The organism is Pseudoduganella danionis (genome assembly GCF_009720775.1).
In the GTDB taxonomy this organism is placed as follows: domain Bacteria; phylum Pseudomonadota; class Gammaproteobacteria; order Burkholderiales; family Burkholderiaceae_D; genus Rugamonas; species Rugamonas danionis.
Genome location: NZ_WNKW01000006.1, coordinates 218,378 through 242,766, shown reverse-complemented (window position 1 = coordinate 242,766; position 24,389 = coordinate 218,378). Strand labels below are relative to the sequence as shown.

The 24,389-nt window shown below is 63.7% G+C and carries 16 protein-coding genes; 12 read left to right on the top strand and 4 right to left on the bottom strand.

Annotation, left to right across the window (positions count from 1 at the left end; all coding sequences use genetic code 11):
- Nucleotides 1-11: 11 nt before the first annotated feature.
- The 3 genes from GM655_RS19280 (at nt 12) to GM655_RS19270 (ending at nt 2,814) form a co-directional block, all read left to right on the top strand.
- A complete protein-coding gene (locus tag GM655_RS19280; RefSeq protein ID WP_229632650.1) occupies nt 12-773 on the top strand; it encodes a sensor histidine kinase in 762 nt (253 codons plus the stop codon).
- Nucleotides 770-2,470: a tetratricopeptide repeat-containing response regulator gene (locus tag GM655_RS19275; protein ID WP_155436289.1), complete on the top strand. Its 1,701-nt coding sequence runs from the start codon at nt 770-772 to the stop codon at nt 2,468-2,470. Before GM655_RS19280 ends, GM655_RS19275 begins: the two co-directional genes overlap by 4 nt.
- Nucleotides 2,471-2,598: 128 nt before the next feature.
- Nucleotides 2,599-2,814 carry a hypothetical protein gene (locus GM655_RS19270; RefSeq protein ID WP_155436288.1) on the top strand — a complete coding sequence of 72 codons (216 nt, stop codon included), beginning with the start codon at nt 2,599-2,601 and terminating at the stop codon, nt 2,812-2,814.
- A gap of 25 nt (nt 2,815-2,839) precedes the next feature.
- Here GM655_RS19270 and GM655_RS19265 read toward each other — a convergent pair whose 3' ends face one another.
- Nucleotides 2,840-3,541: a PhaM family polyhydroxyalkanoate granule multifunctional regulatory protein gene (locus GM655_RS19265; RefSeq protein ID WP_155436287.1), complete on the bottom strand. Its 702-nt coding sequence runs from the start codon at nt 3,539-3,541 to the stop codon at nt 2,840-2,842.
- A 116-nt stretch (nt 3,542-3,657) separates the two neighbouring features.
- Here GM655_RS19265 and GM655_RS19260 point away from each other — a divergent pair, with 116 nt between their 5' ends.
- The 5 genes from GM655_RS19260 (at nt 3,658) to GM655_RS19240 (ending at nt 10,648) form a co-directional block, all read left to right on the top strand.
- Nucleotides 3,658-4,824, top strand: a complete 1,167-nt coding sequence (locus tag GM655_RS19260) for a DUF3108 domain-containing protein (protein WP_155436286.1) — start codon at nt 3,658-3,660, stop codon at nt 4,822-4,824.
- Nucleotide 4,825: 1 nt separating this feature from the next.
- Nucleotides 4,826-5,587, top strand: a complete 762-nt coding sequence (locus tag GM655_RS19255; RefSeq protein ID WP_155436285.1) for a DUF3108 domain-containing protein — start codon at nt 4,826-4,828, stop codon at nt 5,585-5,587.
- Nucleotides 5,588-5,688: 101 nt separating this feature from the next.
- A complete protein-coding gene (locus tag GM655_RS19250; RefSeq protein ID WP_155436284.1) occupies nt 5,689-7,080 on the top strand; it encodes a hypothetical protein in 1,392 nt (463 codons plus the stop codon).
- A complete protein-coding gene (locus tag GM655_RS19245) occupies nt 7,073-7,813 on the top strand; it encodes a hypothetical protein (RefSeq protein ID WP_155436283.1) in 741 nt (246 codons plus the stop codon). The genes GM655_RS19250 and GM655_RS19245 overlap by 8 nt, the downstream gene beginning before the upstream one ends.
- 3 nt (nt 7,814-7,816) lie before the next feature.
- Nucleotides 7,817-10,648: an ATP-binding protein gene (locus GM655_RS19240; RefSeq protein ID WP_155436282.1), complete on the top strand. Its 2,832-nt coding sequence runs from the start codon at nt 7,817-7,819 to the stop codon at nt 10,646-10,648.
- 80 nt (nt 10,649-10,728) lie between these two features.
- Here GM655_RS19240 and GM655_RS19235 read toward each other — a convergent pair whose 3' ends face one another.
- Nucleotides 10,729-11,256, bottom strand: a complete 528-nt coding sequence (locus GM655_RS19235; RefSeq protein ID WP_229256124.1) for a CcdC protein domain-containing protein — start codon at nt 11,254-11,256, stop codon at nt 10,729-10,731.
- A 182-nt stretch (nt 11,257-11,438) separates the two neighbouring features.
- On the opposite strand from GM655_RS19235, the gene GM655_RS19230 reads away from it, so the two are divergent.
- Both GM655_RS19230 and GM655_RS19225 read left to right on the top strand, forming a co-directional pair.
- Complete coding sequence (locus GM655_RS19230; RefSeq protein WP_155436280.1) at nt 11,439-13,895, top strand: S9 family peptidase; 2,457 nt, start codon at nt 11,439-11,441, stop codon at nt 13,893-13,895.
- 49 nt (nt 13,896-13,944) lie between these two features.
- On the top strand, nt 13,945-14,103 hold the full coding sequence (locus tag GM655_RS19225; RefSeq protein WP_155436279.1) for a hypothetical protein: 159 nt from the start codon (nt 13,945-13,947) through the stop codon (nt 14,101-14,103).
- Nucleotides 14,104-14,121: 18 nt separating this feature from the next.
- Here the strand turns inward: GM655_RS19225 and GM655_RS19220 are convergent, their stop codons facing one another.
- Both GM655_RS19220 and GM655_RS19215 read right to left on the bottom strand, forming a co-directional pair.
- Nucleotides 14,122-18,630 (bottom strand): translocation/assembly module TamB domain-containing protein, encoded by a 4,509-nt coding sequence (locus GM655_RS19220; RefSeq protein ID WP_155436278.1) that lies wholly within the window; start codon nt 18,628-18,630, stop codon nt 14,122-14,124.
- Between the two features lie 9 nt (nt 18,631-18,639).
- Nucleotides 18,640-20,439 (bottom strand): autotransporter assembly complex protein TamA, encoded by a 1,800-nt coding sequence (locus GM655_RS19215; RefSeq protein WP_155436277.1) that lies wholly within the window; start codon nt 20,437-20,439, stop codon nt 18,640-18,642.
- A gap of 184 nt (nt 20,440-20,623) precedes the next feature.
- On the opposite strand from GM655_RS19215, the gene queC reads away from it, so the two are divergent.
- Together queC and GM655_RS19205 are read left to right on the top strand one after the other, a co-directional pair.
- Nucleotides 20,624-21,331 carry a 7-cyano-7-deazaguanine synthase QueC gene (gene queC, locus GM655_RS19210; protein WP_155436276.1) on the top strand — a complete coding sequence of 236 codons (708 nt, stop codon included), beginning with the start codon at nt 20,624-20,626 and terminating at the stop codon, nt 21,329-21,331.
- Entirely contained in the window at nt 21,332-24,334 is a 3,003-nt protein-coding gene (locus tag GM655_RS19205) for a CHASE domain-containing protein (RefSeq protein ID WP_155436275.1), read from the top strand.
- Nucleotides 24,335-24,389: the final 55 nt, after the last annotated feature.

Below are 24,389 nucleotides of genomic sequence, written 5' to 3'. Positions count from 1 at the left end.
CCGCGCCGTCCATGGAGGCACTGACGATGGATGAATACGAAGCGCCGCAGTATCAGGGTTCGCCGGAACTGTATATGTTTCTGGCTTCCACTGCGCACGATATGAAAAATTCCATCAGCGTCCTCAGTGGCACGCTGGAGAACCTGCTGGCGGGCACCATGGCAGATGGTGCTGGCAGCATGCGCGCGGAATCCCATCCCGATTACGCCCAGCTAGGGCAGATGCTGTACCAGACCAAGCGCCTCAACGACAACCTGATGCAGCTACTGGCTCTGTACAAGGACGTGGGCAAGCCCGGTTATCCGTTCGAGCCGGTGGCCAACAGCATGGCGGAACTGGTGCAGCAAGTGGCTAGCCAGGCGCGCATCCTGCTGCAGTCGCGCGGCATCACGCTGGAACTTGATTATCCCGAGAATGCCTTGTGGACGCTGGATGAAGACCTGATCATCGGCGTGCTGGTACACGCCATTAACAACGCCATACGCTACACGCGCGACCGGCTGCGGCTGGCCATACGCATCGATGGCGACTACCTCGAAATCCGGGTGGAAGATAACGGCACGGGCTTCCCTGCCGTGATGCTGGAGGCGGGCGCCAGCGCCATGAACAATCAGCGCAGCGCCGTCAATTTCCTCAACAACAGCAGTGGTCTGGGGCTGTATTTTTCCAGTGAAGTGGCGAAGATGCACAGGCATCGTCAGCGCCACGGCAGCATCGCGCTGGAAAATGGCGGCACACTGGGCGGCGGCTGCTTCGTACTGCGACTGCCATGACGCCCCATCAACTGGTCGCCACCAATGACGTGGACTGGGCAGAGAAGCGCTATCTGCTGGTGGATGATTTCGTCGGTATCCGCCAGTTGCTGCGCGAATCGCTGCGCAATCTGGGCGCCAAGCATATCGACCAGGCGGCCAGCGGTGGCGAAGCCATGGTCTTGCTGGGCAAGCACCGCTACGACGTAGTGCTGTGCGATTACAACCTCGGTGACGGCAAGAATGGCCAGCAGGTGCTGGAAGAAGCCCGTCTGCGCAATCTGCTGATGCCGAGCAGCGTGTGGCTGATGGTGTCGGCCGAGAAGAGCGTGGAATCCGTGATGGGAGCGGCCGAGCACCAGCCCGATGCCTACATCATCAAGCCGATCACGGAAGGCGTGCTGCTGACGCGGCTGAACCGGGTGTGGAACAAGAAGCAGATTTTCAAGGAAATCGATCACGCCTACGCGGACAAGGATTTTCTGCGCGCGGCCAAGCTGTGCGACGAGCAGATCGCCAGCAACCCGCTGCATGAGATCGAACTGCTGCGCATGAAGGCCACGCTACTGCTGAAGAGCGGCGAGCCGGAGAAGGCCCGCCGCGTCTACGAGAAGGTGCTGGAAGAACGCGATTACAACTGGGCGCGCTGCGGTCTGGCCAAGATCATGATGAACAATGGCGAGGTAGCCGCCTCGCAGGCGATGTTCCAGTCGGTGATCACGGCCAACCGCTTCTACATCGATGCCTACGACCAGTTGGCCACCTCCCATCTGATGCAGGGGAATATCGAGGAAGCCTTCGGCGTACTGGAAAAAGCCACCAAGATGTCGCCCAACTCCGTGCTGCGCCAGGTCACTTACGGTCACAGTGCGCTCAAGCTGGGGAATATTCCGGTGGCTGAAAAAGCCTTCCGCAAATGCATAGATATCGGTGAATACTCGGTGCGCAAGACGCCGGAAGCCTTCTTCGGGCTGGCCCGCGTGTGCGGCCAGAAGAACGATATCAAGGAAGCCCAGCGCCTGCTCAATGCTGCCATCCACCAGTTTGGCGGCGATCAGGTGATCCTGCGCGCCAAGATCACCGAAGGGCTGGTGTACCACGAGAGTGGCGACTACCGGCGCGCCCGCAAATCGGGCGAGGAACTGGAAGCCATGCTGGCCGATGAAAGCAAGCAGCGGCCCGGCACGGACATCTGCATGGAAATGGCTACCTTGCTGTTTGCCGTCGGCGTGAAGGAAGCCGGCACTTCGCTGCTGTGTTTTGTCGCGCGCAACAACCACGACAATCTGCCTTTGCTCGATCAGGTGCAGGCCATCTTCGACAAGGCGCGCATGAGCGAAGAGGGCGCCGAGCATATCAAGGCGGCGCGCAAGGAAGCCACCGATATGATGAATACCGGCGTGCTGCTGTGGAAGACGGGCAAGCTGGATGAGGCGGTGGAATGGATGCGGGTGGCGCGCAAGGCCCTGCCCAACAATTTGCGCATACTGTTCAATGCAGCGCAGATCCTGATCTCGTACATGCAGCAGAATGGTCACGATGCGGCACTGGCCGATGAAGCCGTGGCGGTGCTGATGCATGTCGATGCGCTGGCGCCGGGCCAGCAGCGCTTTGCCCAGCTCATGGAGCAACTGACCCAGCTGGCGCCCATGCAGGGCGTGGTGGCAGCGGCGGCGGCCAGCGAATTCGAGGCGGAGAACGGCCCCCTGCCGGAGTGACGATAGCGCGCAACAGCGCTGCCGGTGCGCTTGTCCGCGGCAGGTCAAATGATTACACTGAAATGCGCTGCACCCCGTCTGTGGCTTGATCTGCTGTCAATATTGAGAGCATATAAAGGGCATCAACTATGCGCGATATCGCTAAGGAAGTTTATTCGAAAATGAAAGTGGGCAGCGTAGCGTGGATACGCCCGGTGACTGCCAAGGGCGATACGCTGGAAACCTTCCAGACCGCCCACGCCGGCGCGCAGGCGCTGGAGCAGGAAGGCCTGATCGATATCGAAAAAGTGCAGCGTCAGGCCGATGGCCTGATCGACGCGATCCGCATACAGCGGCTGGCCTGAATCTGCTTCAGGCCAGACTTTCCCCTTAAGCTTTGCTGCTGGCCGCTTTCGGCTTGGCAGGTGCGCGCCGGGTGGCTGGTTTCCTGGCGGCGCTGCTGGTGGCTGCCTTGGACTTGGCTTTGGCCGGTGCCGCAGCTTTGGCTGCCGGTTTGGCGGCGGCGGGCGGCACGGTGCTGGCCACGGCCTGCTTGAACTGTTCCTGCAGCATATTCCACCACGCGGCCGGATTGGCCATCGGTGCGGCGCCAGCATCGGCGCTGGCCGTAGGCTTGCTGGCCGCAGCACCGGCCGCAGTGCTGGCCTCGGGCGCTGCCTTGGCCGCTTCCGCAGTTTTGGTCGTTTCCTGCGCGGCTGGTTTGTCCTTGTCGGCATTGCGCGCGTGATGGAAGAAGGCCGACACATAAGGGTTGGCATCGAAGATGGACTTGTCGCTGCTGGCCGGCTGCTGGGCTGCCGAAGCCAGGCTGGCGCCGACTGATTTCAGCGTGGCGATGGTGCCGCGCTGGACTTCCAGCGCCTGTATGCTACCGCGCAGCATATTCATGTTCACGCTGAGCCATGCTTCCACGGCTTTCAGGTCATTGATTTTCTTGTCTAGTTCTTCCACGGACAGCGTGGGTGCCGTGAGGCCGGGCACGCTCATGCTGCCCCACAGGTTTTTTACGAAATCGAGCGTATCGTGCATGACATTGGCGCCGGGGATGTTCGGCATTTGCGGATGGGTCATCGAATTCTCCAGTGGGTTCAGCGTTTAGCGTAGCAGATTACGGCTGGGCCTTCAAAAGGTTTTGACAACATTTCCGCAGGGGCGCGCAGGCGCGCCGAACCAGTTAAACTAGCGCCATGAGCCTTGCCACCTTCCTACGCCAACGTCGCCGCCTGCTGCTGTTCTGCGTGGCCACGCTGGTGCTGCACGGCGTGGCGATAGACTGGGCCAGCAACCATCTGGCTGGCGTAGCGCCACGTTCTTCGCCGCTGCCTGCCTCACTGATGACGGCGCAATTGCAACTAAGCCTGCCCAAGCATGTCGATACGCCGGAACCGGCGCAGCCACAGGCTTTGCCGGCCCGCCAGTTGCCCGTGCGGCCGCCGCCTTCCATCAGCCAAGCCAGCCATGCCCCCGCCATTGCGCCGCTGGCGCCTGCCCCGTCTGGCGAGACTTCCGCCGCCGTGGAAGGCGTACTGGCCGATGCGGCCAGCCTGACCACGCCGGTCGTGGCGGAGCAGGCCGGCGCCAGTGCGGCGCAGACGGGGACACCCGTGCCCATGCCGGTGCAGGCCGATGGCGCCACGCCGCTGGACGCCCAAGTGCCCGAGCTGTTGTCGATGCGGCGCTACAAAGTCAATTTACCGCCTTCGGCCGATTTTGATATGGATGTGGCAAGGGTGGATGCCGATGGCACGCGCTGGAGCGGTTCGGCCAATATGCGCTGGCACACTGATGGCAGCCAGTATCAGGCTTCCGTCGAAGCGGGCCTGAATTTGCTGGTGACACGATTGAACTTGCTGGTGATGCGCAGCACGGGCAGCATCGATGATTACGGCATAGCGCCCGCCACCAGCACGCAGAAACGCGCGCGGCGTGCGGAAACGGCCACCCATTTCAACCGCGATGCGGCCACCATTACGTTTTCTGCTTCCGAACGCAGCTTCCCTCTGCTGGTGGGGGCACAGGACATGACTACGGTGCCGTTCCAGCTCGGCGGCATAGGCCGCGCGGATGCCAACCAGTTCGCCACCGATATCGATATGCAGGTGGGCGAAGACCGCACGGCGAATATCTTCCGCTTCCGGCTGGTGGGCGAGGAAGAGCTGGAAACGGGGCTGGGCAAGCTCAAAACCTGGCATCTGACCCGTCCGCCCCGTCCCGGCAGCTATACTTCCAAGCTGGATATCTGGCTGGCGCCCTCGCTGAACTGGCTGCCCGTCCAGTTACGCAATACCGAGGCGAGTGGGGCTCTGACCACTCAAACGGTTTCCCGCATCACGACTAACGTAACCGGAAAATAATATGCACCCATCGTTCCACCGCCGTCTGCTCATGCTGTGCGCCACCGCGCTGCTGGCCGCTACGCCGCTGGCCCGCGCTGCCGAGGGCGAGCATCCCAGCGTCAAGCGGCCGTTCAACTTGCCGCCATCGGCAGACTTGAGCTACACCATCAAGGCCAAGCAGCGCGGCATTCCTCTGAACGGTACGGCCAATGTGCAATGGCGTGCGGCCGATGGCAGCTATTCCGTCGCGACGGAGAGCCGCGTGAGCCTGCTGGGCAAGATACTGGAAAACCGCAGCGAGGGCAGTGTCGACGACTATGGACTGGCGCCTGTGCAGTTCTACGAAAAGCGCTTCCGCAAAGACCCTAGCCACACCAGTTTCAAACGTGATGCCAAAACCATCACATTCAGCGAAAGTGACGACAGCTACCCGATCAAGGGCGGCGAGCAGGATCGCACCAGCATCCAGTGGCAGCTCGCGGCGCAGGCGCGCGCTACGCCGGATAAATTCAAGGCGGGTAGCGAGTGGGCATTTTTTGTCGCCGGCCGGCGCGATGCCGAGGTGTGGCGCTTCAAAGTGATGAAAAATGAGGCAGTCCAGATCGGTACGGGCGAGGTGAACGCGGTCCATCTGGTCAAGGCGCCGCCGCCGGACGCGCAAGGCCAGCAGGTGGACCTGTGGCTGGCGCCGGCTATGGACTGGTATCCGGTGCGGGTACGCTTCAATGACGACGATGGCGACTTTGTCGACCAGACACTGGAAAAGGTCGTGCACAAGTAAGCTCCTGCTATACTGACGCCCCCGCAATCGGGACAGGTCTGGCCATGGAGTTTTCGCCTGAGGCGCTGTCCTTGTGGTTGTTGCGTACCAATTGATAAACAATGATAGAACCTATAACAAGCGAGACCACGCCTGACGGGGCGCTGGATCAGCAGCAGGATGGCCTGCAAGCCCACTTCAAACCGAATGTGTCGGTGGACGAGATCGAACAGGTCTACCACCTGAAACGCGCGCAGCCGCTGCTGCAGGTGTTCACGGCCCTGTTCCACGGCGGGTTTGATGGCGTGCTGGTACGACTGCTGGTGCTGCGCGAGCTGGCCTCGGATACCAGCTCGTCTACCTTCTCGCGCGCCGACATCAATACCCGGCTGGCCTATCTGCTGCCGGAAAGTCTGGAAACGGTGCTGATGCGCCTGCGTAGCAACCAGTTGCTGGCGTGGGATGCGCAGCAGGCCGTGTACCGCGTTACGCCTATGGCGCGCAATGTGCTGTCGGCCATCGACGGCCTGCTGGCGCTGGGTAACGATGAAGACGAAGCCGATATGGGTTTCTTGCTGTCGCAGGTGGCCGGTGCGCAGGTGATGGGCGGCGTGACGGTAGAACAGCTACAGCATCTGCTTGGTCGTCTGGTCGATCTGACGGAAGAATTCTCCGACGCGATTGCCTCGGGTTCGGAATTCCGCCTGCGCGCTTCGCAGGCCAAATGGCATATGGCGTGCGACTGGGTGGAAAAAGGCTCGGAGATCCTGCGTGCCATTACCTCCGATGAAAATGCCGATGCCGCCACCCACCGTGCGGCGCAGGCCATCGGCCGCGCCCAGTCGGCGCTGCTGAATATGCAGGGCATGTTCTCGCGTGCGCTGAACCAGATCGAACGTCAGCGCGTGCATCTGGGCCAGTCCGGCCTGTCCACCACGGACATCAAGCGCTGGCTGCTGCTGCATGAAGATCTGGCCTCGCTGGCGATCGATGCCATCGATCAGCCGGTGGTGCCGCTGTTTATCACGCCGGCCGAAATGATAGACGTGGCGGAAACCGAACTGCTGGCCGACCGTGCCACCAGCGCCGTCAGTGGCGGCCTGCCTGCAGGTACTGATGCGCCGACCACAATCAGCGACACGCCGCAGATGCAGCGCGAACTCGATGACTGGCTCGAGCGCCTGTCCGATTTCGCTGCCTTCGGCAAACAGGCCACGCAGAATCTGCCGCCGGCAGTCGATGCATCGGAAGCCGTGCCGCAAGCGATGCCGGTACACGAAACCCTGCTGCCGGCCACTTTTGCCGTGGCCTCCTACCGCGCATCGCTGCTACCGCTGCTGGGCGATGCCGACGAAGCACGCCTGCAGGGTGCTACTGCCGAACTGGCACGCTTGCCAGTGAAATTTGCGCCGACCGATGAAATGGTCGAACTGCCCGATTTGCATGTGGCAGCAATGTCCATGGCCTCCCTCTCACTTATTCTGAATCCGGAAGGCGACAAGTCCGATGAATGACGATTCCCAAATTCTGATCGCCCGTCTGCTCACGCACCAGAGCCTGCGCCGCGATGACAAACTGGTCAAACGCGTGCTGTCGGACGAACAGTTCCGCGCCGAAGTCGATGCGCGTCTGCTGGCCACGGGCCTGAAACTGCTGGATAACGTGTACGCAGACCATGTGACGCTGGCGCTGCACCGCGCCATCGAACCGAAGATTTTCGGCGCGCGCGATATCTGGCAAAACAATAATTTCGGTCTGTCGCGCGACGGCGTGGCCCTGCTGGTGGTGCTGTGGGCGCAGATCATCTTGCCCAAGCGCGAACGGCAGGAAAGCCATACCCACGCGGACGACGATCAGAACGATATGTTCGGGGTGGAGAAACCGCTGCCACGCGCAGAAGACACTTCCATCGGCATCGCCTACAAGGCGCTGCTGGCCGACTTCGGCGACAAGCTGGGCAAGAAAACCCGTCTCGATATGAATCTGGGCATACTGGCCAAGCTGGGCTTCATCGAACGGCGCGGCGATGTGATCGTGGAAGGCCCGCTGCTGGACCTGATGATGGATACCGACCTGCTGAAAGAGCGCATCATCAATGGCGCGCTGGCCGATGTGTTCAAACGCTCGCCAGCGCAGATGATCCCCGTGCCGCGTCAGGCCGCTGCGCCCGAGCCGGAAGCTGAACCCGAGCCCGAAGCTGCCGACAGCGATAGCGCTGCCGATACCGAACTTCCCGACGAGAGCTAAGCCATGTTTCACATTAAATCGTTAGAGCTGGTCCACTGGGATTACTGGCAACGTATCAAGAATATTCCGCTGGACGCGAAGATCATCACCATCGCGGGCCAGAACGGCTCCGGCAAAACCACGCTGCTCGATGCGCTGCGTACGCTGTTCGGCCTCGATTGCTCGATGGGCCGCACGTACAAGCACTATGCCCGCCATAGCGGCCAGCAGACGGCATGGCTGCGCGCCGTAGTGGATAACCGCGCCGTCGGCAGGCAGTTGTCCAACCGTCCGTTCCGTAGCTCGGGTTTCTTCAGCGACGATGAAGTGACGCTGTTTTGCCAGATCCAGAAAAATGGTGGCGACTGGAAGCGTCAGTACCTGATGCGTCCGGGGAATGTGCAGATCGAAGATATCGGCGAAGTCGGCAACGACTGGCTCGGTGTGGAGAACTACCGCAAGCGTCTGGCCAGTGCCGGCCTGTCGCCCGCCATGGCCAAAGTGCTGGCGCTCGAGCAGGGCGAAACGGATAAGCTGTGCGAATACGCGCCGCGCCAGTTGCTCGATTTGGTGTTCCAGGTATTCGGCGACAAGGAAGTGCTGGACGCCTACGACGAAGCCAAGCGCCACCAGCGCGACACGGAAACGGAGCTGAAACGCTTCGAGGCCGAACTGGAATCGTCCAAGACCAATCTGGAAGGGTTGCGCCTGCGCGTGGCCAATTACCACCAGTGGGAGTCGCTCAACAAGGAACGCCGCAATCTGCAGGAAGAAGTGCTGCCAACGCTGGAATACCATGAAGCGCGCGAGAAGCACGGCACCATCAGCCGCCAGTTGCGCGATGCGCGCAAGCCGCTGCTGCAGGCGGACCAGCAACTGTCGGACAAGCGCAATGCGCTGGCGGCACAGGCCAAGGCGCTGAGTGACGCACAGCAGACGGAAACCGTGCTGGAACAGGAATCGACCGCGCTGCAAAGCCGCTTGACGCTGATTAACGGCAAACTCAAGCCGCTCGATTCGCTGCTGGAACAGAAAGCCCGTTTGCAGAAGCTGGCCGCCGATGCCGGTGCCGATCTGGCCGAAGTGGCGCAGCAGTTGCAGGAAAAAGAAATCGAACTGGCGCGCCAGCGTATGGCACGCGATGCCATCGCCAGCAAGATCGCCGGCGAGCAGGCCACCATTTCTGCGCTGCAGGGCAAGACTGCCATGCCGGAGCCCGAAGTGCAGCGCGCCATGCGCCGCGCTCTGAACGACGCCGGTATCGGCCACGCCATGCTGTCCGACATCGTCGAGGTGACGGATGCGCGCTGGCAGGGGGCCATCGAAGGTGTGCTGGGCGGCTATGCCTCCGTGGTGCTGCTCGATAAAGCTTCCGATGCGTCGGCGGCCTACCGTCTGGCGGAGAAGGAACGCTATCGCCACTTCATCGTGCCCGATCTGGTGCACGCGCCTAGCGTCAAGGATGACAGCCTGATGTCGGTGGTGAAGTTCTCGGCCAAAGTGCCGGCATGGCTGGTAGAACAGTTGACCCGCATTACCCGGGTTGATTCGGTCGATGCCGGCGCCAAGCTGGGCAGCCATGAAGAATGGATTACGCCGGACGCCTACCACCGCGAGCGTCGCGGTGGCCGTTCGCTGTTCGTGGAAGCTTCGCGTTACCGCTTCGGTTCCGCTGGCCGCACCCAGCGTATGGAAGCGATCCAGAAAGGCCTGCCAGCACTGGAAGCGCAGGAAGATGCGCTGACGCTGGTGGTATCCAAGCTGGCCTCCGAAATCAGCGCGCTCAAGACCCGTCTGGCTGGTGTCGATGCGGCCAAGGAGCTGGCCGCACGTCAGGAAGAATTCGACGAAGCGGCGCGCAACGCCGTGCCGCTGCGGGCCGAGCGCACAGAAGTGGGCGCGCGTCTGGGCGAGCTGCAGACCTTGATCAAGAATGCCGTGGTGACGCGTACCCGCGCCGATACCACGTGGCAGAACGCCCGCTTTGCGCTGTCCGAGGCGGAAGCCGGCATGCGCCTGAACAATCGCCGCCAGCTCGAACAGCGTAGCGAGCATGCGCGTGCGCTGCTGGCGCTGCGCAAGAGCTGGCGCCACCTGCCGAAAGGCTGGAAGCGTTCGGCCCGTCGTCTGGCGCTGGCCGACGAGCATCAGAACACCCATCAGGTTCACCTGCGTATCCACAGTCTGGAAACCAGTCTCGCGCGCAGCGACTGGGAACTCGATGCTACCGTGATCGACCAGTACCAGCGCCTCAACGACCAGCTGCATGGCCGTCAGGCCGAAACGGAAGAGCGCCGCTACCAGAACAACCGCGCTATCGAAGCGACGGGCAATGCCCGTGGCGCCTACATGGAGCGGCTGCGCTACACCATCAAGACCTACGCCAAGAACATCAAGGAACTGGGCGAGCTGGCCGGCATCGAAGTGCATGCCGATCCGGTACGTCTGGAAAACGACGATATGCTGCTGGCGCAGGCTGGCCTGCATGTGCGCTTCAAGTTCGACGGCAAGGGCATCATCGGCATGAACGACGGCGAAGCGTCGGGCGGCCAGCAGGTGATGAAATCGCTGGTGCTGCTGATTGGTCTGCTGAAATCGGAAGATGGTTCGGGCGGCTTCGTGTTCATCGACGAACCGTTTGCTCACCTGGATATCCGTAACATCCAGTTGGTGGGCGAGTTCCTCAAGAACACCGACGCCCAGTATCTGATGACGACGCCGCTGACCCACAACACCGACGTGTACGATCCTTCCGAACTGACGCTGATCACCAGCAAAAAGAAGAAGGATACGGAATGGGCCCAGCCTATCTTCGTGCTGCAGCGCCGGACGGCCGAGGCAACTCAGGCCGCCTGATAGCAGGGTCTCGCCAAAAACAAACGCCCGGAGCAGCAATGCATCCGGGCGTTGTGTTTTGGGCGTCTAGGCCAGCGCGCTTATTTGATGTCGAAGATGTCGATAGGGCGGGGCACTGGCTTGGTGCTGCGGCGCCAGCGGATCAGCTGGGCCGAGAAATACAGGTAGAAGCCGCCCAGCAGGCCAAACAGCACGGCAGTAACAGGCTGGCCGAGGAAGTCCGGATCGAGCGGCAACTGGTTGTGCATGTGCAGATAGGCCTCGAACAGGCGGTAGATCAGGCGGCTGATGAACAGCATCAGCACCAGCAGGCTAAGGCGCCGGTTGGGCGTGTAGAAAAAGCCTTCCTTGGTATTTTCCAGCCGCGTGCTCTGCACGTTGCGGCGCCCCAGCAGCGCACCGATGGCAGCACCGGCCAGCAGGGCGCCCAGCGCTTCCCATTTGCCCAGCAGGGTGGCGGCAATCACGCCCAGACTGCCGGCACTGATCACGGCCGTGCTGTAGTGGCGCCACAGTTCCGAGCGGGTGCGCCCCAGCAGCGTCTTCAGACGGGAATAGATGCGCCACACGGCCAGAGGCACGAGCAGCAGCAGGGTGAGGGTGGTCATTTCGATATTCATTGCAACAGCGTCTTGAGTCAGTCGAGAAGCGCGATTGTACGCCAGTCTGGCCGGCGACTGCCTTGACAATCAATTCCGCCGTCAGCAAACTGGGCTTTGAGCTCTGCCGTTGCAGGCGCGCCGCCCCGCCACGTCATCGTGGCCGCACTGTAGCAGCGATAAGGAACACCATGAATCAAGCTTTACCCAAGCTGCCGCTGACGGCAGACCTGCTGGCCCCCGCACCGCAAACGGCAGCCGCCGCCGACGGCTATGGCCTGCCGCCGCTGGCGCTGCAGCAGATTGTCGATGCACCGCGTGCGCCGTCCATGAGCCTGAGCCCCCAGCGTGACCTGCTGGCCGTGGTGCAGACCCCGGCCTTGCCCGGCATAGCCGAAGTGGCGCAGCCGGAGCTCAAGCTGGCCGGTCTGCGCATCAATCCCCGCATCTACGCGCAATCGCGCTTCTCGTTCGGCACCGATCTGTCGCTGCTGGAAGTGGCGACGCAGAAGCCGCGCCGCATAAGCGGCCTGCCGCGCAATCTGCGTCTGGCCGATATGAGCTGGTCGCCGGACCAGCGCTATCTGGCGTTTTCCCATGTGGCCTTCAAGGGTGACAAGGGTGCAGTGGAACTGTGGCTGCTCGATATTGCGGCCAATAAGGCGGCGCGCCTGTCGGCCCAGCCGCTATCGGCCGTGCTGACGCGCGGTTTTAGCTGGCTGCCCGATAGCAGCGGCCTGCTGGTGCACTGGCGGCCTGCTGGTAGCGGCAAGGCGCCCGTTTCGGACGGCATACCGCGTGGCCCTGTCATGCAGGATAGCGATGCTGCTGCCGGTGTGCGCCAGTTGCGTACCTATCAGGACTTGCTGAAGAACGAGCACGATGCTCAGTTGTTCGAGCATTACATCACCGTGCAACTGGTGCGGCTGGATCTGCATGGCAAATCCCAGCCCATCGCCGCGCCGGCCGCCTATGCGCGTACGGCGATTTCGCCTGATGGCCAGCACATACTGAGCCAGTGCGTTACACGGCCGTATTCCTATCTGGTGCCGGCGTCGAATTTCGGCGAGCGCATCGAAGTACTCAACCTGGCTGGCGCCGTGCTGCATACGGTGGCCGATCTGCCGCTGGAAGAAGGTCTGCCGCCGGGGAATGACGCTGTATCGGCCGGTGTGCGCAATGTGGGCTGGCGTGCCGATGCGGCAGCCACGCTGGTCTGGGTGGAAGCGCAGGATGGCGGCGATCCGGCCCGAGCCGTGGCTGATGGTGTGCGTGATGTGGTGTATCAGCATGCGGCGCCGTTCGTGGCCGCGCCGCAGGAGCTGGCGCGTTTGCAGATGCGCTATGCCGGAGTGGCGTGGGGACGCGGCGATATGGCGCTGATTAACGAGCGCTGGCACAAGACGCGCGATTTCCGCCAGTGGCGCATACGGCCCGATCATGCGGACGTGGCAGCGCAGCAGGTGTATGCGGGTTCGTACGAAGACCGCTACAACAGCCCCGGTGCGCCCGTGCTGCGCGCCGATGCACAGGGCTTTGCGCGCCTGCTGATAGGGGAAAACAACAGCATCCTGCTCGATGGTGCGGGTGCCACGCCGGAAGGCGACCGGCCTTTCCTCGACCGGCTGTATCTCGATACGCTGCACAAGGAGCGGCTGTTCCAGAGCGCCGCGCCCTGCTTCGAGAACGTGGCGGCCGTGCTGAATCAGGGTGGCACGCTGATCCTGACCTCGCGCGAGACACCGACCGAGCGGCCCAACTACTATCTGCGCGACCTGCGCAAGCCGGACGACCAGCAGTTGCTGGCGCTGACGCACTATCCCCATCCGACCCCGCAGCTACGCGCAGTGCAGAAGCAGCAGATCCGCTACCAGCGTGCCGACGGAGTAGAACTGACGGCCACGCTGATGCTGCCGCCCGACTACGAGGCGCAGCGCGACGGCCCGCTGCCGCTGCTGATGTGGGCCTATCCGCAGGAATTCAAATCCACCGGCGCAGCCAGCCAGACCACCGGTTCGCCGTACCGTTTCAATGCCGTCAGCTACTGGGGACCGGCCGCGTTTCTGGCCATGGGCTATGCGGTGCTGGATAACCCGTCCTTCCCCATCGTGGGCAGCGGCGAGGAGGAACCCAACGACAGCTATCTGTCGCAACTGGTCGCCGATGCCGAAGCGGCGGTGGACGAAGTAGTGCGCCGCGGCGTGGCCGAGCGCCATCGCATTGCCATCGGCGGCCATTCGTATGGCGCTTTCATGACGGCCAATCTGCTGGCGCACACGCGTCTGTTCCGGGCCGGCATAGCCCGTAGCGGCGCCTACAACCGCACGCTGACGCCGTTCGGCTTCCAGTCCGAAGAGCGGCCCTACTGGAAGGCGCCCGAGGTGTATCAAGCCATGTCGCCATTTAATTATGCTGACCGCATCAAGGATGCGCTGCTGCTGATACATGGCGCCGAGGATGCCAATTCCGGCACCTTCCCCGTGCAGAGCGAGCGCATGTTCCAGGCTATCAAAGGACTAGGTGGCACGGCGCGGCTGGTGATGTTGCCGAATGAGGCCCATGCGTATCGGGCGCGTGAATCGATACTGCACATGCTGTACGAAACCAATCTGTGGCTGGAAAAATACGTCAGACACGCGCAGCCCTGAAACGCAGCAGGCGTACAATGAAGGCTACCCTGATGCAAGGAGAGTATTCATGCTGACGTCTGCCGCAATGCCATCGCCGCTACCCTATTTGCCCGCGCTGCACCTGCACCGTGCGCCTGATCCTGTGCCGGCCGACGATCCCGCGCCGCCTGCCGTGCCCCATCCTGTGCCGCAGGATGACCCGGTGCCCGACCACCATCCAAGCTAGACGGGCCAGCCAGCCTGTCTAGTCGAAGGCCCAGTTGTACAGCACGTCCAGCGCATTGTTGGTGCCGGTCTGGAATTGCAGGGTGATGCGCGGGTTCAGTTTGTATTTGAGCTTGACCAGGCTGGTGGCCGTGCCCGCACCTTGCTCGAAACTCAGATAGGCCCGTGCCGACAGCCGCTTGCCCACTGTGACCACGGTCGATTGCAGGCCCGTGGCCGATCCTGCGGCCGTGCCGGCTGCCTGCTTGACGCCCAGTTCATCCACACCGAGTGCATTGGCCAGCCGGCCCTGACCGCCGCCGAACAGGGCGCCGGCTGCGGTGCTGAGCAGGGCCATATCGTTACCGCCCGTACTGTCGATGCCGTGGCCCAGCACCAGCCATGCCAGCTTGTCGCTATCCGATACGTTGGGAGTGGAGACCAGCTTGGCGACAGGGGCCAGCGCCGTGCCGCGGACTTCCACGCCTGCTTCCACATTGGTTTCGCTCAGGGCTTCGCCTTCGGGGCCATGGCGCACTGCCAGAATGTTCAGGCCCGGATTATCGTAAGCGCCGCTGAAGTTGATCACGCCCCGTTCGATGCTGAGCTGCTTGCCATAGGCGGCGTAAGTGCCGCTGACGACGCGGATGCTGCCCTGCACGCGCGGTGCGCGCCGTTCGCTGACGCGGATGCGCAGGGTGCCGGCCAGTTGCGCATTCAGGCCTTTGCCTTTCAGGCTGAAGGCGTCGCCGAGGTCGGCCTCCAGATCGATATTCAGCGGCATGCCTTGCGGCGCTTTGCCCACAGCCGCACCACGGCCGAGGATAATCACGTCGTCGCTCAGGGTCGGGGTGTTTTCGTTGGCCAGTTCGATGCTGGCCCGCTCGGCGCGGTATTTGCCAGTGAGCTGGAACTGCTTGGCGTCGCGCGTCAGGCTGCTGCTGCCGCTGACCACCAGTATGCGGTCGGGTCGGGCCAGCACTTCCAGTTTATCGGCCACCAGCTTGAGGTTCATGCTGGCCTGATTGTCGGCGTAGCGCATCCAGCCTTCAGCGCTGGCGCGGCCTTCCGTGCCGTCGAAGCTGAGGTTCTGCAAGGTCAGCTGGTCGCCGCTGATGCGCGCCTGCAGCTGGCCGTTGCGCAGCTTGATGCCTTGTTCGGGTAGCGTCAGCGTCAGTTTTTCGCCATTCAGGTCACCGTTCAGCTGGGGCGCGGCAAAGCTGCCACTACCGGCCACATTCAGCTTGAGCACGCCGTCCACTTCCATGCCCGGCTGGACGGCCAGCGGTGCCAGCCACGCGATCGAGCCCATATTCGCGCTGCCGCTCAGGGTGAAAGGGCTGTGCTGGCTCAGATGGCCATCCACCAGCCGTGTGCTGGCGTCGAAGCGGGCCTGTCCGGCGCGGCTGCCATCGAGATTGAGCTGCAGGCGCAGATTGCCATCGGTGAGGTCGGCGCGCGCGTCGAGCATGCGCAGGCCCAGTGCCTGCGGCAGATCGGCGCCGGTGATGGTGAGGTCGCCCGCTTCGCGGTACACGCGCAGCATGCCGTCCAGTGCCGGCGCCGCGCCATTGCTGGCAGCCTGCAGATTGAGCGACCACTCGGCACCGATACTCAGTGTGCTGCGCACAAAGTCATGCCATGCCGGCGAGAGCTGGGCCAGATAGTTGACGGGCACACCCTGCGCCTGCCCTTTGCTGCGCCAGTTGGCACCGTTTTTCTCTAGCTGATCGAGCCGGATACTGCCGTCAGGGAGTTGCAGGCTGGCGCTGCCCACACTGATCTGCTGCGGATGCAGCAGGCCGGCCACGCCGCTATCGCGTTCCGCTGCAAGCTTGAGGGCTGCAGGGGCGGCCAGCGTGAAGGCGAAGCGGCCACGGTTCTGCAGCGTGTTGAGGGTGCCGCTCCAGCTATCGTTGGCCCAGCTACCGGCCAGCTTCACGCTGGCATCGAAGTCGCCATTGCTGGCACTGAGCTGCAGGGTGTGGGCGCTGCGGCTGCCGCTGGTCTGCAGGCGCAGGCGGTTCAGGTTGAGGGCGGGAGAGCCGTAGCGGCTGATGTCGATATCCGCCACCATAGGCACATCGCTGGTGCTCTCCGTGCTGCCCAGCGTAGCGCTGCCACGAATGCTGGCGATCTGGCGTGCGCCGGGCAGGTGCAGATTGCTGCCATCGAGCGTGAAGCTGAGCGCCGGTTTGGCGGTGGTGCCGGCCAGTACCCCGGCCGCCTGCAGCGCACCGCCGAACTGCGGGCCTAGCGGTGCCAGTTGTGGCGCCGCCAGTTTCCATTCCAGTTTGTCGCCTGCTTTGCCAAAGCTGCCTTTGGCGCTGAGCGCCATGCTGGCCAGATGCAGGTCGATATCAGCATTGCTGATGCGCTGGCGGTCGGCCTGCAAGGTCGCGCGGCCACTCAGGGGCGCACTGCCCAGCGTCGAGGGTTGCAGGGTCAGGCTGAAGGCGGCGCGCCAGTCCTGTGCCAGTCTGGCATCGGCGCGGAAGTCGGCCTGTATGCTGCCGCTCTGGGTACTGCCGAAGGCGGCTGGATCAAGTTTCTGTAGCGTGCCCTGTACGTTCAGTTCGGGGCGCTTGCTGGCCCCGGCCAGCGTGAGTTCGCCGCTGGCGTGCAAGCGGCTATCGGGATTCGGGTGCTTGCTGGCGTTGAGCATCAAGCCTCGGGCATCGAGTTCGAAGCTGCTGCGCGGCGCGGCCATGCTGCCGCTGATGGTGCCGCTGACGCTGGCCGCGCCGCCGATGTCGCTACTGAAGGCGTTCAGTTGCGGCGCTTCCACCAGCCAGCGCAGTTGCTCGCCCGCTGCGCCGAAGCTGCCCTTGATGCTGGCGCTGTTCTGCGCCAGTTGCATGCGCAGGTCGACGTCGCTCAGGTGGCGGGCGTCGGCACGCAGTTTGCCGCTGGCCGTCAGCGGGTGGCCGGCCAGCTTGCTGGCCTGCAGATCCAGCGTCGCACTGGCCTGCCACATGGGCGCCAGTTTGCCATCGACGCTGATGCTGCCATTCAGATCGGCCGCCGGCAGTTGCGGGCCCAGGGCGGCCGGATCGAAATGCTGGCTGCGCAGGGTCAGGGCGAAATCGCGCTGGCCCTGGAGGCTGGCCTGCCCGCTGACGGCGAGGCTGCCTTGCCTGGCCTGCAGGCGCGCCTGTTGCAGGTGCAGTTTGCTGGCGTTGAGCAGGGCTTGCAGTTCCAGTTGCAGGTCTTTCTGTGTCAGTCTGGCCGTCAGCGTTTGCTGCTTTGCTTTGCCTTGCAGGCTGATGTCGCCAGCGAGACTGGTGCTGTGCAGGCTGCTGTGCAACTGGCGCAGATTGAGCTTATCCGTGTGCAGCATGAACTGGGCGCTTTCCAGTGTGGCTGCGCCGTCCTTGTGCTGCAGCTTGCCGCCGCCTGTGAAGCGGCCCGCGGCACCGAGGTCTATCACCACGTCTTCAAGACTGGCGGTATTGAGGCGGTCCTTCAGGCTACCGTTCAGGCGCGCTGCCAGCGCTTGCAGGGGCAATGCCTGCTGGTCGATGGCGCCCACTTTGCCACGGTTGTGCAGCGACAGACGGCCGCTTAGCTGCTGCTGTGTGTCTAGACTGGCTTGCAGGTCCACATCGAGCAGGGCTTGCGGCAGGCCGGCCTGCAGGGCAGCCGGATCGATGTGGCGGGCCTGCAGATTCAGGCTGCGCAAGGGGAAGGAGTCAAATGGGGCAAGGACGGCATTGGCGCTGGCAGTGGCTCCAGGAGTGGCCCCAGCAGCAGCACTCGTACCGGCAGCGGCACTCGTACCAGCGGTGCGCGTAACGCTCGTAGTACCCGCAGTGCTGCTGTTCTGCAAGCTGGCCTGTGCCTGCAGCTTGAGCGCGGCCAGTGTGCCGCTGGCGTCAAGACGCACGCTGGCACCGCTGGCGTGGGCCAGTGTGGCCCGCCCTTGCAAGGCAAAGGGGGCGCTGGCGTCGAGTTTTAATTCCGCGCCGATGTCGCCATAGGCTGTGCTGGCGCTGGCCTGATGCAGCTGCCAGCGCTGCGGGCCTGCGTCGAGTTGCAGGTGTAGCTTGCGGATCACATCCTTGCTGCCGGCATTGGTGCCTATCAGCGTCAGTAGCTCGATGCGGGCATCGGCCAGATGCAGTTCAAACGGTAGCGCCAGCGATGCAGGCAGGGTAGGCGGCGGGGATTCCTTCAGGCTTTGCACGGTCAGTGTGGCCACACGCAGTTCGCTGACGGACAGGCCGGCTGAAAAATACTGCAGCGGCGACCAGTTGATATCGATCTGGTCTGCCGTGACGACGCTGTCTTCGCTGCGGTACACCAGATGGCCGATGTGCATGCGGTGGTATAGCGAACCGGAGATATCGCTGACCGTAATCTGGCCGCCGCTGGCGTTGGCGATACGCTGCACCAGCTGCTGCAGCGTGGTTTCGCGGCCCAGCAGCCAGAATGCGGCCGCCAGCATGGCGAGTACCAGCAGGCTGCCGATCAGCAGACGGCGCGGCCAGCGGCGCTTGCTGGCCGCAGGCTGCTCGGTGTCAGGAGTGGTGGGAGGCGTTGCGCTCATCAGAAATCATCAGAAAGTGAAGCCCAGCGAGAAGTGCAAGCGGTATTTGTGCACGGCGTGGCCGTACGCCATGTCGACGTTGATCGGACCGACGGGACTTTTCCAGCGTGCGCCCACGCCATAGCCGGATTTTGGCCGCAGCGTGCTGAAAGTGTCGCTGGCATTGCCTACATCGTAGAACAGTGCCGCACCCCAGTTAGGGCGGAACCAGTGCTGATACTCGGCGCTGGCGGTAGTCAAGTAACGCCCGCCCGTAATGGCATCGCCCACCCGTACGCCCAGTTCCTGAAAAGCGTAACCGCGTACCGACTGGTCGCCACCGGCGCGGAACAGATACACGGCCGGCACGCCATTCTTGCTGCGCGAGGCCAGCGCACCGGCTTCGGCGCGCAGGATCAGGTTGTCGCTGCTGCCCAGCGGCGCGTACATCACGGCGCGCGCATAGCCGCGCACAAATGCTTCGTCCGTCAGCAGCGGCAGCAGGGCGCCACCCAGTTGCGCATTGAGGGCATAGCCTTTGGTCGGGAACAGCAGGTTATCCAGCTTGCGCCAGGTGACGCCGTAGGTCAGCGGCAGGCTTTTGCTGGTGCTGGACGGGATGCCATCGAGTGTCTTGGTTTCTGTCAGCAGCTCGACCGACAGATTACGTTCGAGTAGCGGCGTGCCCCAGCTACGTTTGGCGGCCACGCTGGCCACGCTGGTGACTTCGCCGGAAATGTCGCTGCGCTCGAAGGCTGCGCCTATGCTGTCGTTATAGCCTTGCGGCGTAGTGGGGAAGTACAGCGTGCTGTGGGCCGACTGTTTTTTGGTTTCCAGCGTCATCGCGCTTTTCATGCGCAGACCGAACACGGACAGGTCGTCATAAGTGAGCGAAGCACGATTCCCCGTGTTGGTACTGAAACCCAGACCGGCGCTGACATTGCGCTGCTTGTTTTCGACCACGCGCACCAGCAGGGGCAGGGGCGCCATGTTGCTGTCGCGTTTAGCCGGTGTTTCGGCGGCCGCTAGCTGCTCGTTCAGCATGGCGCTGCTATCGGCGCTGACTTCCACGCTGCTGAAGTAGCCACTATCCTGCAAGCGGGTTTGATAGGCCTGCAGGGCTGCTTCGTTGTAGTAGTCGCCGGGCTGGATCTGGTTCAGATTCGCCACCACCGAGAGTGGATAGCGTTTCAGCCCTTCCACCCGCAGTTCGCCAAAGCGCAGTTCCGGCCCGCTGTCGAGCACCACATGCAGCAGCGCGACATGCTGGTCGGGATCGACGGTGGCGCTGCTTTCGGCGATCTGCGCGCGCGGGTAGCGGCTCTGTACCACCTGGCGCAGCAGGCCGCGCTTGGCCTGTTCCCAGTCGTTCTGGCGGAACACGGCACCCTGCTTGAGCGCCCAGCTAGCCTTGAGCGCGACCGGGTCGAACTGCAGGGTCGGTGCCAGCCCCGGCGCGTAGGCGAAGCCTTGCAGTTCCAGCTCGACTTCGCCCACCCGTACCGGCTCGCCCGGACTAACGCGGATCTGCACAGTGGGGCGCTCGCCATCGCGCTCCAGCGTCGCGCTGACTTCGGGCGAGTAATAGCCTTCCGTGGCCACCAGCGTGCGGATCTGCTCGGGCGCTACCCGCACCAGCCGTTGCAACTGCTCGAGATCCATGCGCGGACTCTCGCGGAAGCGCTGCAGATCGAGATTCTGTTCCAGCAGTGTATCGAGCGGGGCCGGAGCGCTGATGCGTAGCGCATAGTCGAGCTGAGCCTGCGCTGGCAGGGCCAGGGCCGCCAGCAGACTTGCCGCAGCGCACCGGCCGGCGCGGGCCCGCACCATATTTGCCACTACTTTTGGCACAACTTGTGCCAAAATTCGTGATCCTGCTGATAATTTTGCGGGCAATGCCGGTAGCATGAGATTCCATTGGGGGTAAAGCATGTTGCCATGTTACCGGATTGCCCCAGTTGATGGCGTACTAATAACGTTGCATACCCTTGCAAGTACTTGAAAGAACACTGTAATGCTGCCTACCGATTCCGCCCTGGTCCTGTTTAGCGGGGGCCAGGATTCCACCACCTGTCTGGCCTGGGCGCTGAAACATTATGCGCGCGTGGAGACCATAGGCTTCGACTATGGCCAGCGCCATGCCATCGAGCTGAGCGTGCGTCCGGCCGTACGCGAGCAGCTGCGCGCCTTCTCGCCCGAGTGGGCGGCGCGGCTGGGTGAAGACCATATGATCGATCTGTCGCTGCTGAAGAACATCGCGCAGACGGCCATGACGCACGATATCGCCATCGAAACCCAGGCCAACGGCCTGCCGAATACCTTTGTCCCGGGCCGTAACCTGCTGTTCATGACGGTAGCGGCCACGGTGGCTTACCGGCGCGGCCTGACAGTACTGGTGGGCGGCATGTGCGAGACGGATTTCTCCGGCTATCCGGACTGCCGCGACGACACCATGAAAGCGCTGCAAGTCGCGCTCAATCTGGGCATGGATAGCCGCTACAAGCTGGAAACCCCGCTGATGTGGCGCGACAAGGCCCAGACCTGGGAACTGGCGCAGGAACTGGGCGGCGCCGCGTTGGTCGATCTGATTCGCTCGGGCACTCACACCTGCTATCTGGGCGAACGTGGCGAGCTGCATGACTGGGGCTACGGCTGCGGCAAGTGCCCGGCCTGCGAGCTGCGCGCGCGCGGCTACCAGCAGTTTGCCGGTGGCGGGGTGTAGATGAACGCGCGGCCAGGCCAGCGTTTGCAGGGCGTGCAATCACCGCACATTCTGTCCGCGCTGGTGCTGGCCATCTGCCTGGCTGCCACCGCCGTGCTGTGGCTGGGCGCGCGCGCCGATGCCGAACGCGATGCACGCAGCGAATTCGAGATGCAGGTGCGCGTACTGCATAACAATCTCGATCAGCGCATGCGCATCTACGCGCAGGTGCTGTACGGCGTGCAGGGCCTGTTCACCAGTTCGGAACAGGTCAGCCGCGAGGAATTCCACACCTATCTGGCCGGCCAGCACCTGCAGCAGCATTTCCCCGGCATACAAGGCATAGGCTATATGGCGCTGCTGGCGCCACAGCAGCTGGATGCTCATGCGGAGCAGGTGCGCCGTAGCGGCGTGGCCGGCTACCGCGTGCATCCGGCCGGCCTGCGTGACTGGTATGCCGCCATCACCTATCTGGAACCGGCCACGGTGGCCAACGCGCGTGCCATCGGCTTTGATTCGGCGTCCGAGCCGCTGCGCCGCGCAGCGCTGGAACAGGCGCGCGATAGCGGCTTGCCGGCCCTGACGGCGCGCATCCGGCTGGTGCAGGAACTGGAACAGGAAGCACCCGTGCAGGCCGGCTTCCTGATGGTGCTGCCGCTGTACCGGCATGGCGCGCCGACGGCGACGGTGGAACAGCGCCGCGCTGCCCTGACGGGCTGGGTGTATGCGCCGTTCCGCATGGACGACCTGATGGCGGGGCTGGGCGGCCCCCGCGCCAGCGGCTTCGATGTGGAAATCTATGATGGCAGCAGCATCAGTTCCGCCAACCTCATGTATGACAGCCAGCCCGATGACTTGCAGCGCAGCCGCGTCAGCCAGCAGCAGTTTGCTGTCTCTGGGCGCAATTGGACCTTGCAGATCAGCGCGGCCGGCAGCAATGCCAGCGGCGAGCGCAAGGCCACCCTGCTGGGACTGGCGGGCATGCTGTTCAGCGCCCTGCTGGCCGGGCTGACTTTCCAGTTGGCGCGCAGCCGCGCACGGGCCCGTGCTGCCCAGAGCTATGCCGAAATGCTGGCGGGCGACCTGCGCGAACGCGAACAGGCGCTGCTGGCGCTGGCCAGCGAGGAGCAGCGCAGCCAGGCCACCATTCGCAGCATACTCGATGCCACCATGGACGGCATACTGGTGGAAGACCCGCAGGGCGAAGTGCTGAATGTGAACCGACGCTTGCGCGAGATGTGGCATCTGCCCGAGCATCTGGACTGGCAGAACGACGGGGCGGCGCTGCGCGCCCACATGGCCCAGCAGCTACGTCCGCCCGTGCAGGCGCCGTTGCTGGTGCCGCCGCCGGATGGCAAGGCTGGCTGGCCGGCCGAAGGCGAGCTCAGTGTGCTGCATCTGCGCGATGGCCGCGTAATCGAACAGCATACGCGCCAGCTACAACTGGGCAGCATGGCGGCCCGCCTGCATTCCTTCCACGATATTACCGAGCGCACCCGCGCCATGCAGCGCGAGCAGACCCGGCGTCAGGTGCTGGAGCTGCTGGCCACGGGCGCGCCGCTGCAGACCATACTCGAAGGGGTAGTGCGTGGCGTGGAGGCGGGCAACGAGGATATGCTGTGCAGCGTGCTGCTGCGCGAAGGCGATAGCGAGCATCTGCTGGTGGGGGCGGCGCCCAGCCTGCCCGTGTTCTTCAACGCGGCCGTGCACGGCCAGGCGCTGAGCGATATGCCCGGCCCCTGCAGCCAGGCGGTGCAGCAGCGGCGCCGCATCATCGTGGCCGACATCGCCAATACGCCGGAGCTGGGCGACTACCGCACGCAGGCCATGCAGGCCGGGCTGGGTTCGTGCTGGGCCGACCCCATCTTCGGCGCCAGCGGCAATGTGCTGGGCGCTTTCGCCATCTATCACCGCAGCCCGCGCCTGCCCAGCATGGCCCACATCACGCTGATCGAACAGGCTGCGCAACTGGCCGGCATCGCCATCGAGCAGGCACGCGCAGCACAGGCGCTGCGTGCCGGCGAAGCGCGTTTCCGCAGCCTGTACGACCATGCACCAGTGGCCCTGTGGGAGCAGGACTGGTCGGGCGTGCGGCAGGCACTGAACGAGCTTGAGCTGACCGGCATCGACGATCTGGCCGGCTATCTGCAGGCCCACCCCGCGCAGCTCGACTATCTGGCGGCCCAGGTGCGCATCGTCGATGTCAACGCGGCCGGCCTCGCGCAAGTAGGCGCCAGAGCGGACCGGCAGGATCTGGCGCAGCTGACGCTGGAGCAGAATTTCGACGCGGCTGCCATGCCGAATTTTGCGCTGGCGCTGGCCGCACTGGTCAAGGGCCAGCACATCTTCAGCTGCGAAGGCAGCTTCCGCCGCCTCGACGGGGTGGCGCGCCGCAATGAACTGACTCTGCTGGTGATGCCCGGCCATGGCCATAGCCTGGATTTCCTGATCGTCTCCACGCTCGATACCACGGAGCGGCGCCGCATGCACGACGAGCTGCATCTGCTGGCCACCACCGATGCGCTGACGGGCTTGCCGAACCGGCGCGAGTTCATGCGCCGGCTGGAAGAGGAACACAACCGCCTGCAGCGTGCGCCGGAACCGCCAGCCAGTGTGCTGCTGCTCGATGTCGATCACTTCAAGCGCATCAATGACGAATATGGCCATCCGGCCGGCGACCGCGTGCTGCAGCAACTGGCCGAGCGCATGAATGCGGGACGGCGCAAGATCGATATGCTGGGCCGCATAGGCGGCGAGGAATTTGCCATGCTGCTGCCGGCTACGGCTTTGCCGGCCGCCGAGCTGATGGCCGAGCGGCTGCGTGCACGGGTGGCTGATACGCCCATGCAGCTGGAGGATGGCGTGGAAATCACGGTGACGGTGAGTATCGGGCTGGCCCGGCTAGCGGCCGGTGAAGCGCAGGGAGCGCAGGCACTGAGCCGCGCCGATCAGGCCCTGTATGCGGCCAAACGGGCCGGGCGTAACCGGGTGTTGCTGGCGCAGGATGAAGGCCGTCTGGCCTGAAGGCGGATCGGCCGGGAGTGTTAGTCCCGGCCGCTTCCGGTTGAAACGGGTAGAG

Excerpts from the sequence above, each read along its gene's own strand:
- GM655_RS19235 (WP_229256124.1), bottom strand. The coding sequence starts at position 11,256 with ATGACCACCCTCACCCTGCTGCTGCTCGTGCCTCTGGCCGTGTGGCGC.
- GM655_RS19265 (WP_155436287.1), bottom strand. The coding sequence starts at position 3,541 with ATGACCCATCCGCAAATGCCGAACATCCCCGGCGCCAATGTCATGCAC.
- GM655_RS19260 (WP_155436286.1), top strand. The coding sequence starts at position 3,658 with ATGAGCCTTGCCACCTTCCTACGCCAACGTCGCCGCCTGCTGCTGTTC.
- GM655_RS19245 (WP_155436283.1), top strand. The coding sequence starts at position 7,073 with ATGAATGACGATTCCCAAATTCTGATCGCCCGTCTGCTCACGCACCAG.
- GM655_RS19220 (WP_155436278.1), bottom strand. The coding sequence starts at position 18,630 with ATGAGCGCAACGCCTCCCACCACTCCTGACACCGAGCAGCCTGCGGCC.
- GM655_RS19215 (WP_155436277.1), bottom strand. The coding sequence starts at position 20,439 with ATGGTGCGGGCCCGCGCCGGCCGGTGCGCTGCGGCAAGTCTGCTGGCG.
- GM655_RS19230 (WP_155436280.1), top strand. The coding sequence starts at position 11,439 with ATGAATCAAGCTTTACCCAAGCTGCCGCTGACGGCAGACCTGCTGGCC.
- GM655_RS19240 (WP_155436282.1), top strand. The coding sequence starts at position 7,817 with ATGTTTCACATTAAATCGTTAGAGCTGGTCCACTGGGATTACTGGCAA.
- GM655_RS19205 (WP_155436275.1), top strand. The coding sequence starts at position 21,332 with ATGAACGCGCGGCCAGGCCAGCGTTTGCAGGGCGTGCAATCACCGCAC.
- queC (WP_155436276.1), top strand. The coding sequence starts at position 20,624 with ATGCTGCCTACCGATTCCGCCCTGGTCCTGTTTAGCGGGGGCCAGGAT.
- GM655_RS19250 (WP_155436284.1), top strand. The coding sequence starts at position 5,689 with ATGATAGAACCTATAACAAGCGAGACCACGCCTGACGGGGCGCTGGAT.
- GM655_RS19225 (WP_155436279.1), top strand. The coding sequence starts at position 13,945 with ATGCTGACGTCTGCCGCAATGCCATCGCCGCTACCCTATTTGCCCGCG.
- GM655_RS19280 (WP_229632650.1), top strand. The coding sequence starts at position 12 with ATGGAGGCACTGACGATGGATGAATACGAAGCGCCGCAGTATCAGGGT.
- GM655_RS19275 (WP_155436289.1), top strand. The coding sequence starts at position 770 with ATGACGCCCCATCAACTGGTCGCCACCAATGACGTGGACTGGGCAGAG.
- GM655_RS19255 (WP_155436285.1), top strand. The coding sequence starts at position 4,826 with ATGCACCCATCGTTCCACCGCCGTCTGCTCATGCTGTGCGCCACCGCG.
- GM655_RS19270 (WP_155436288.1), top strand. The coding sequence starts at position 2,599 with ATGCGCGATATCGCTAAGGAAGTTTATTCGAAAATGAAAGTGGGCAGC.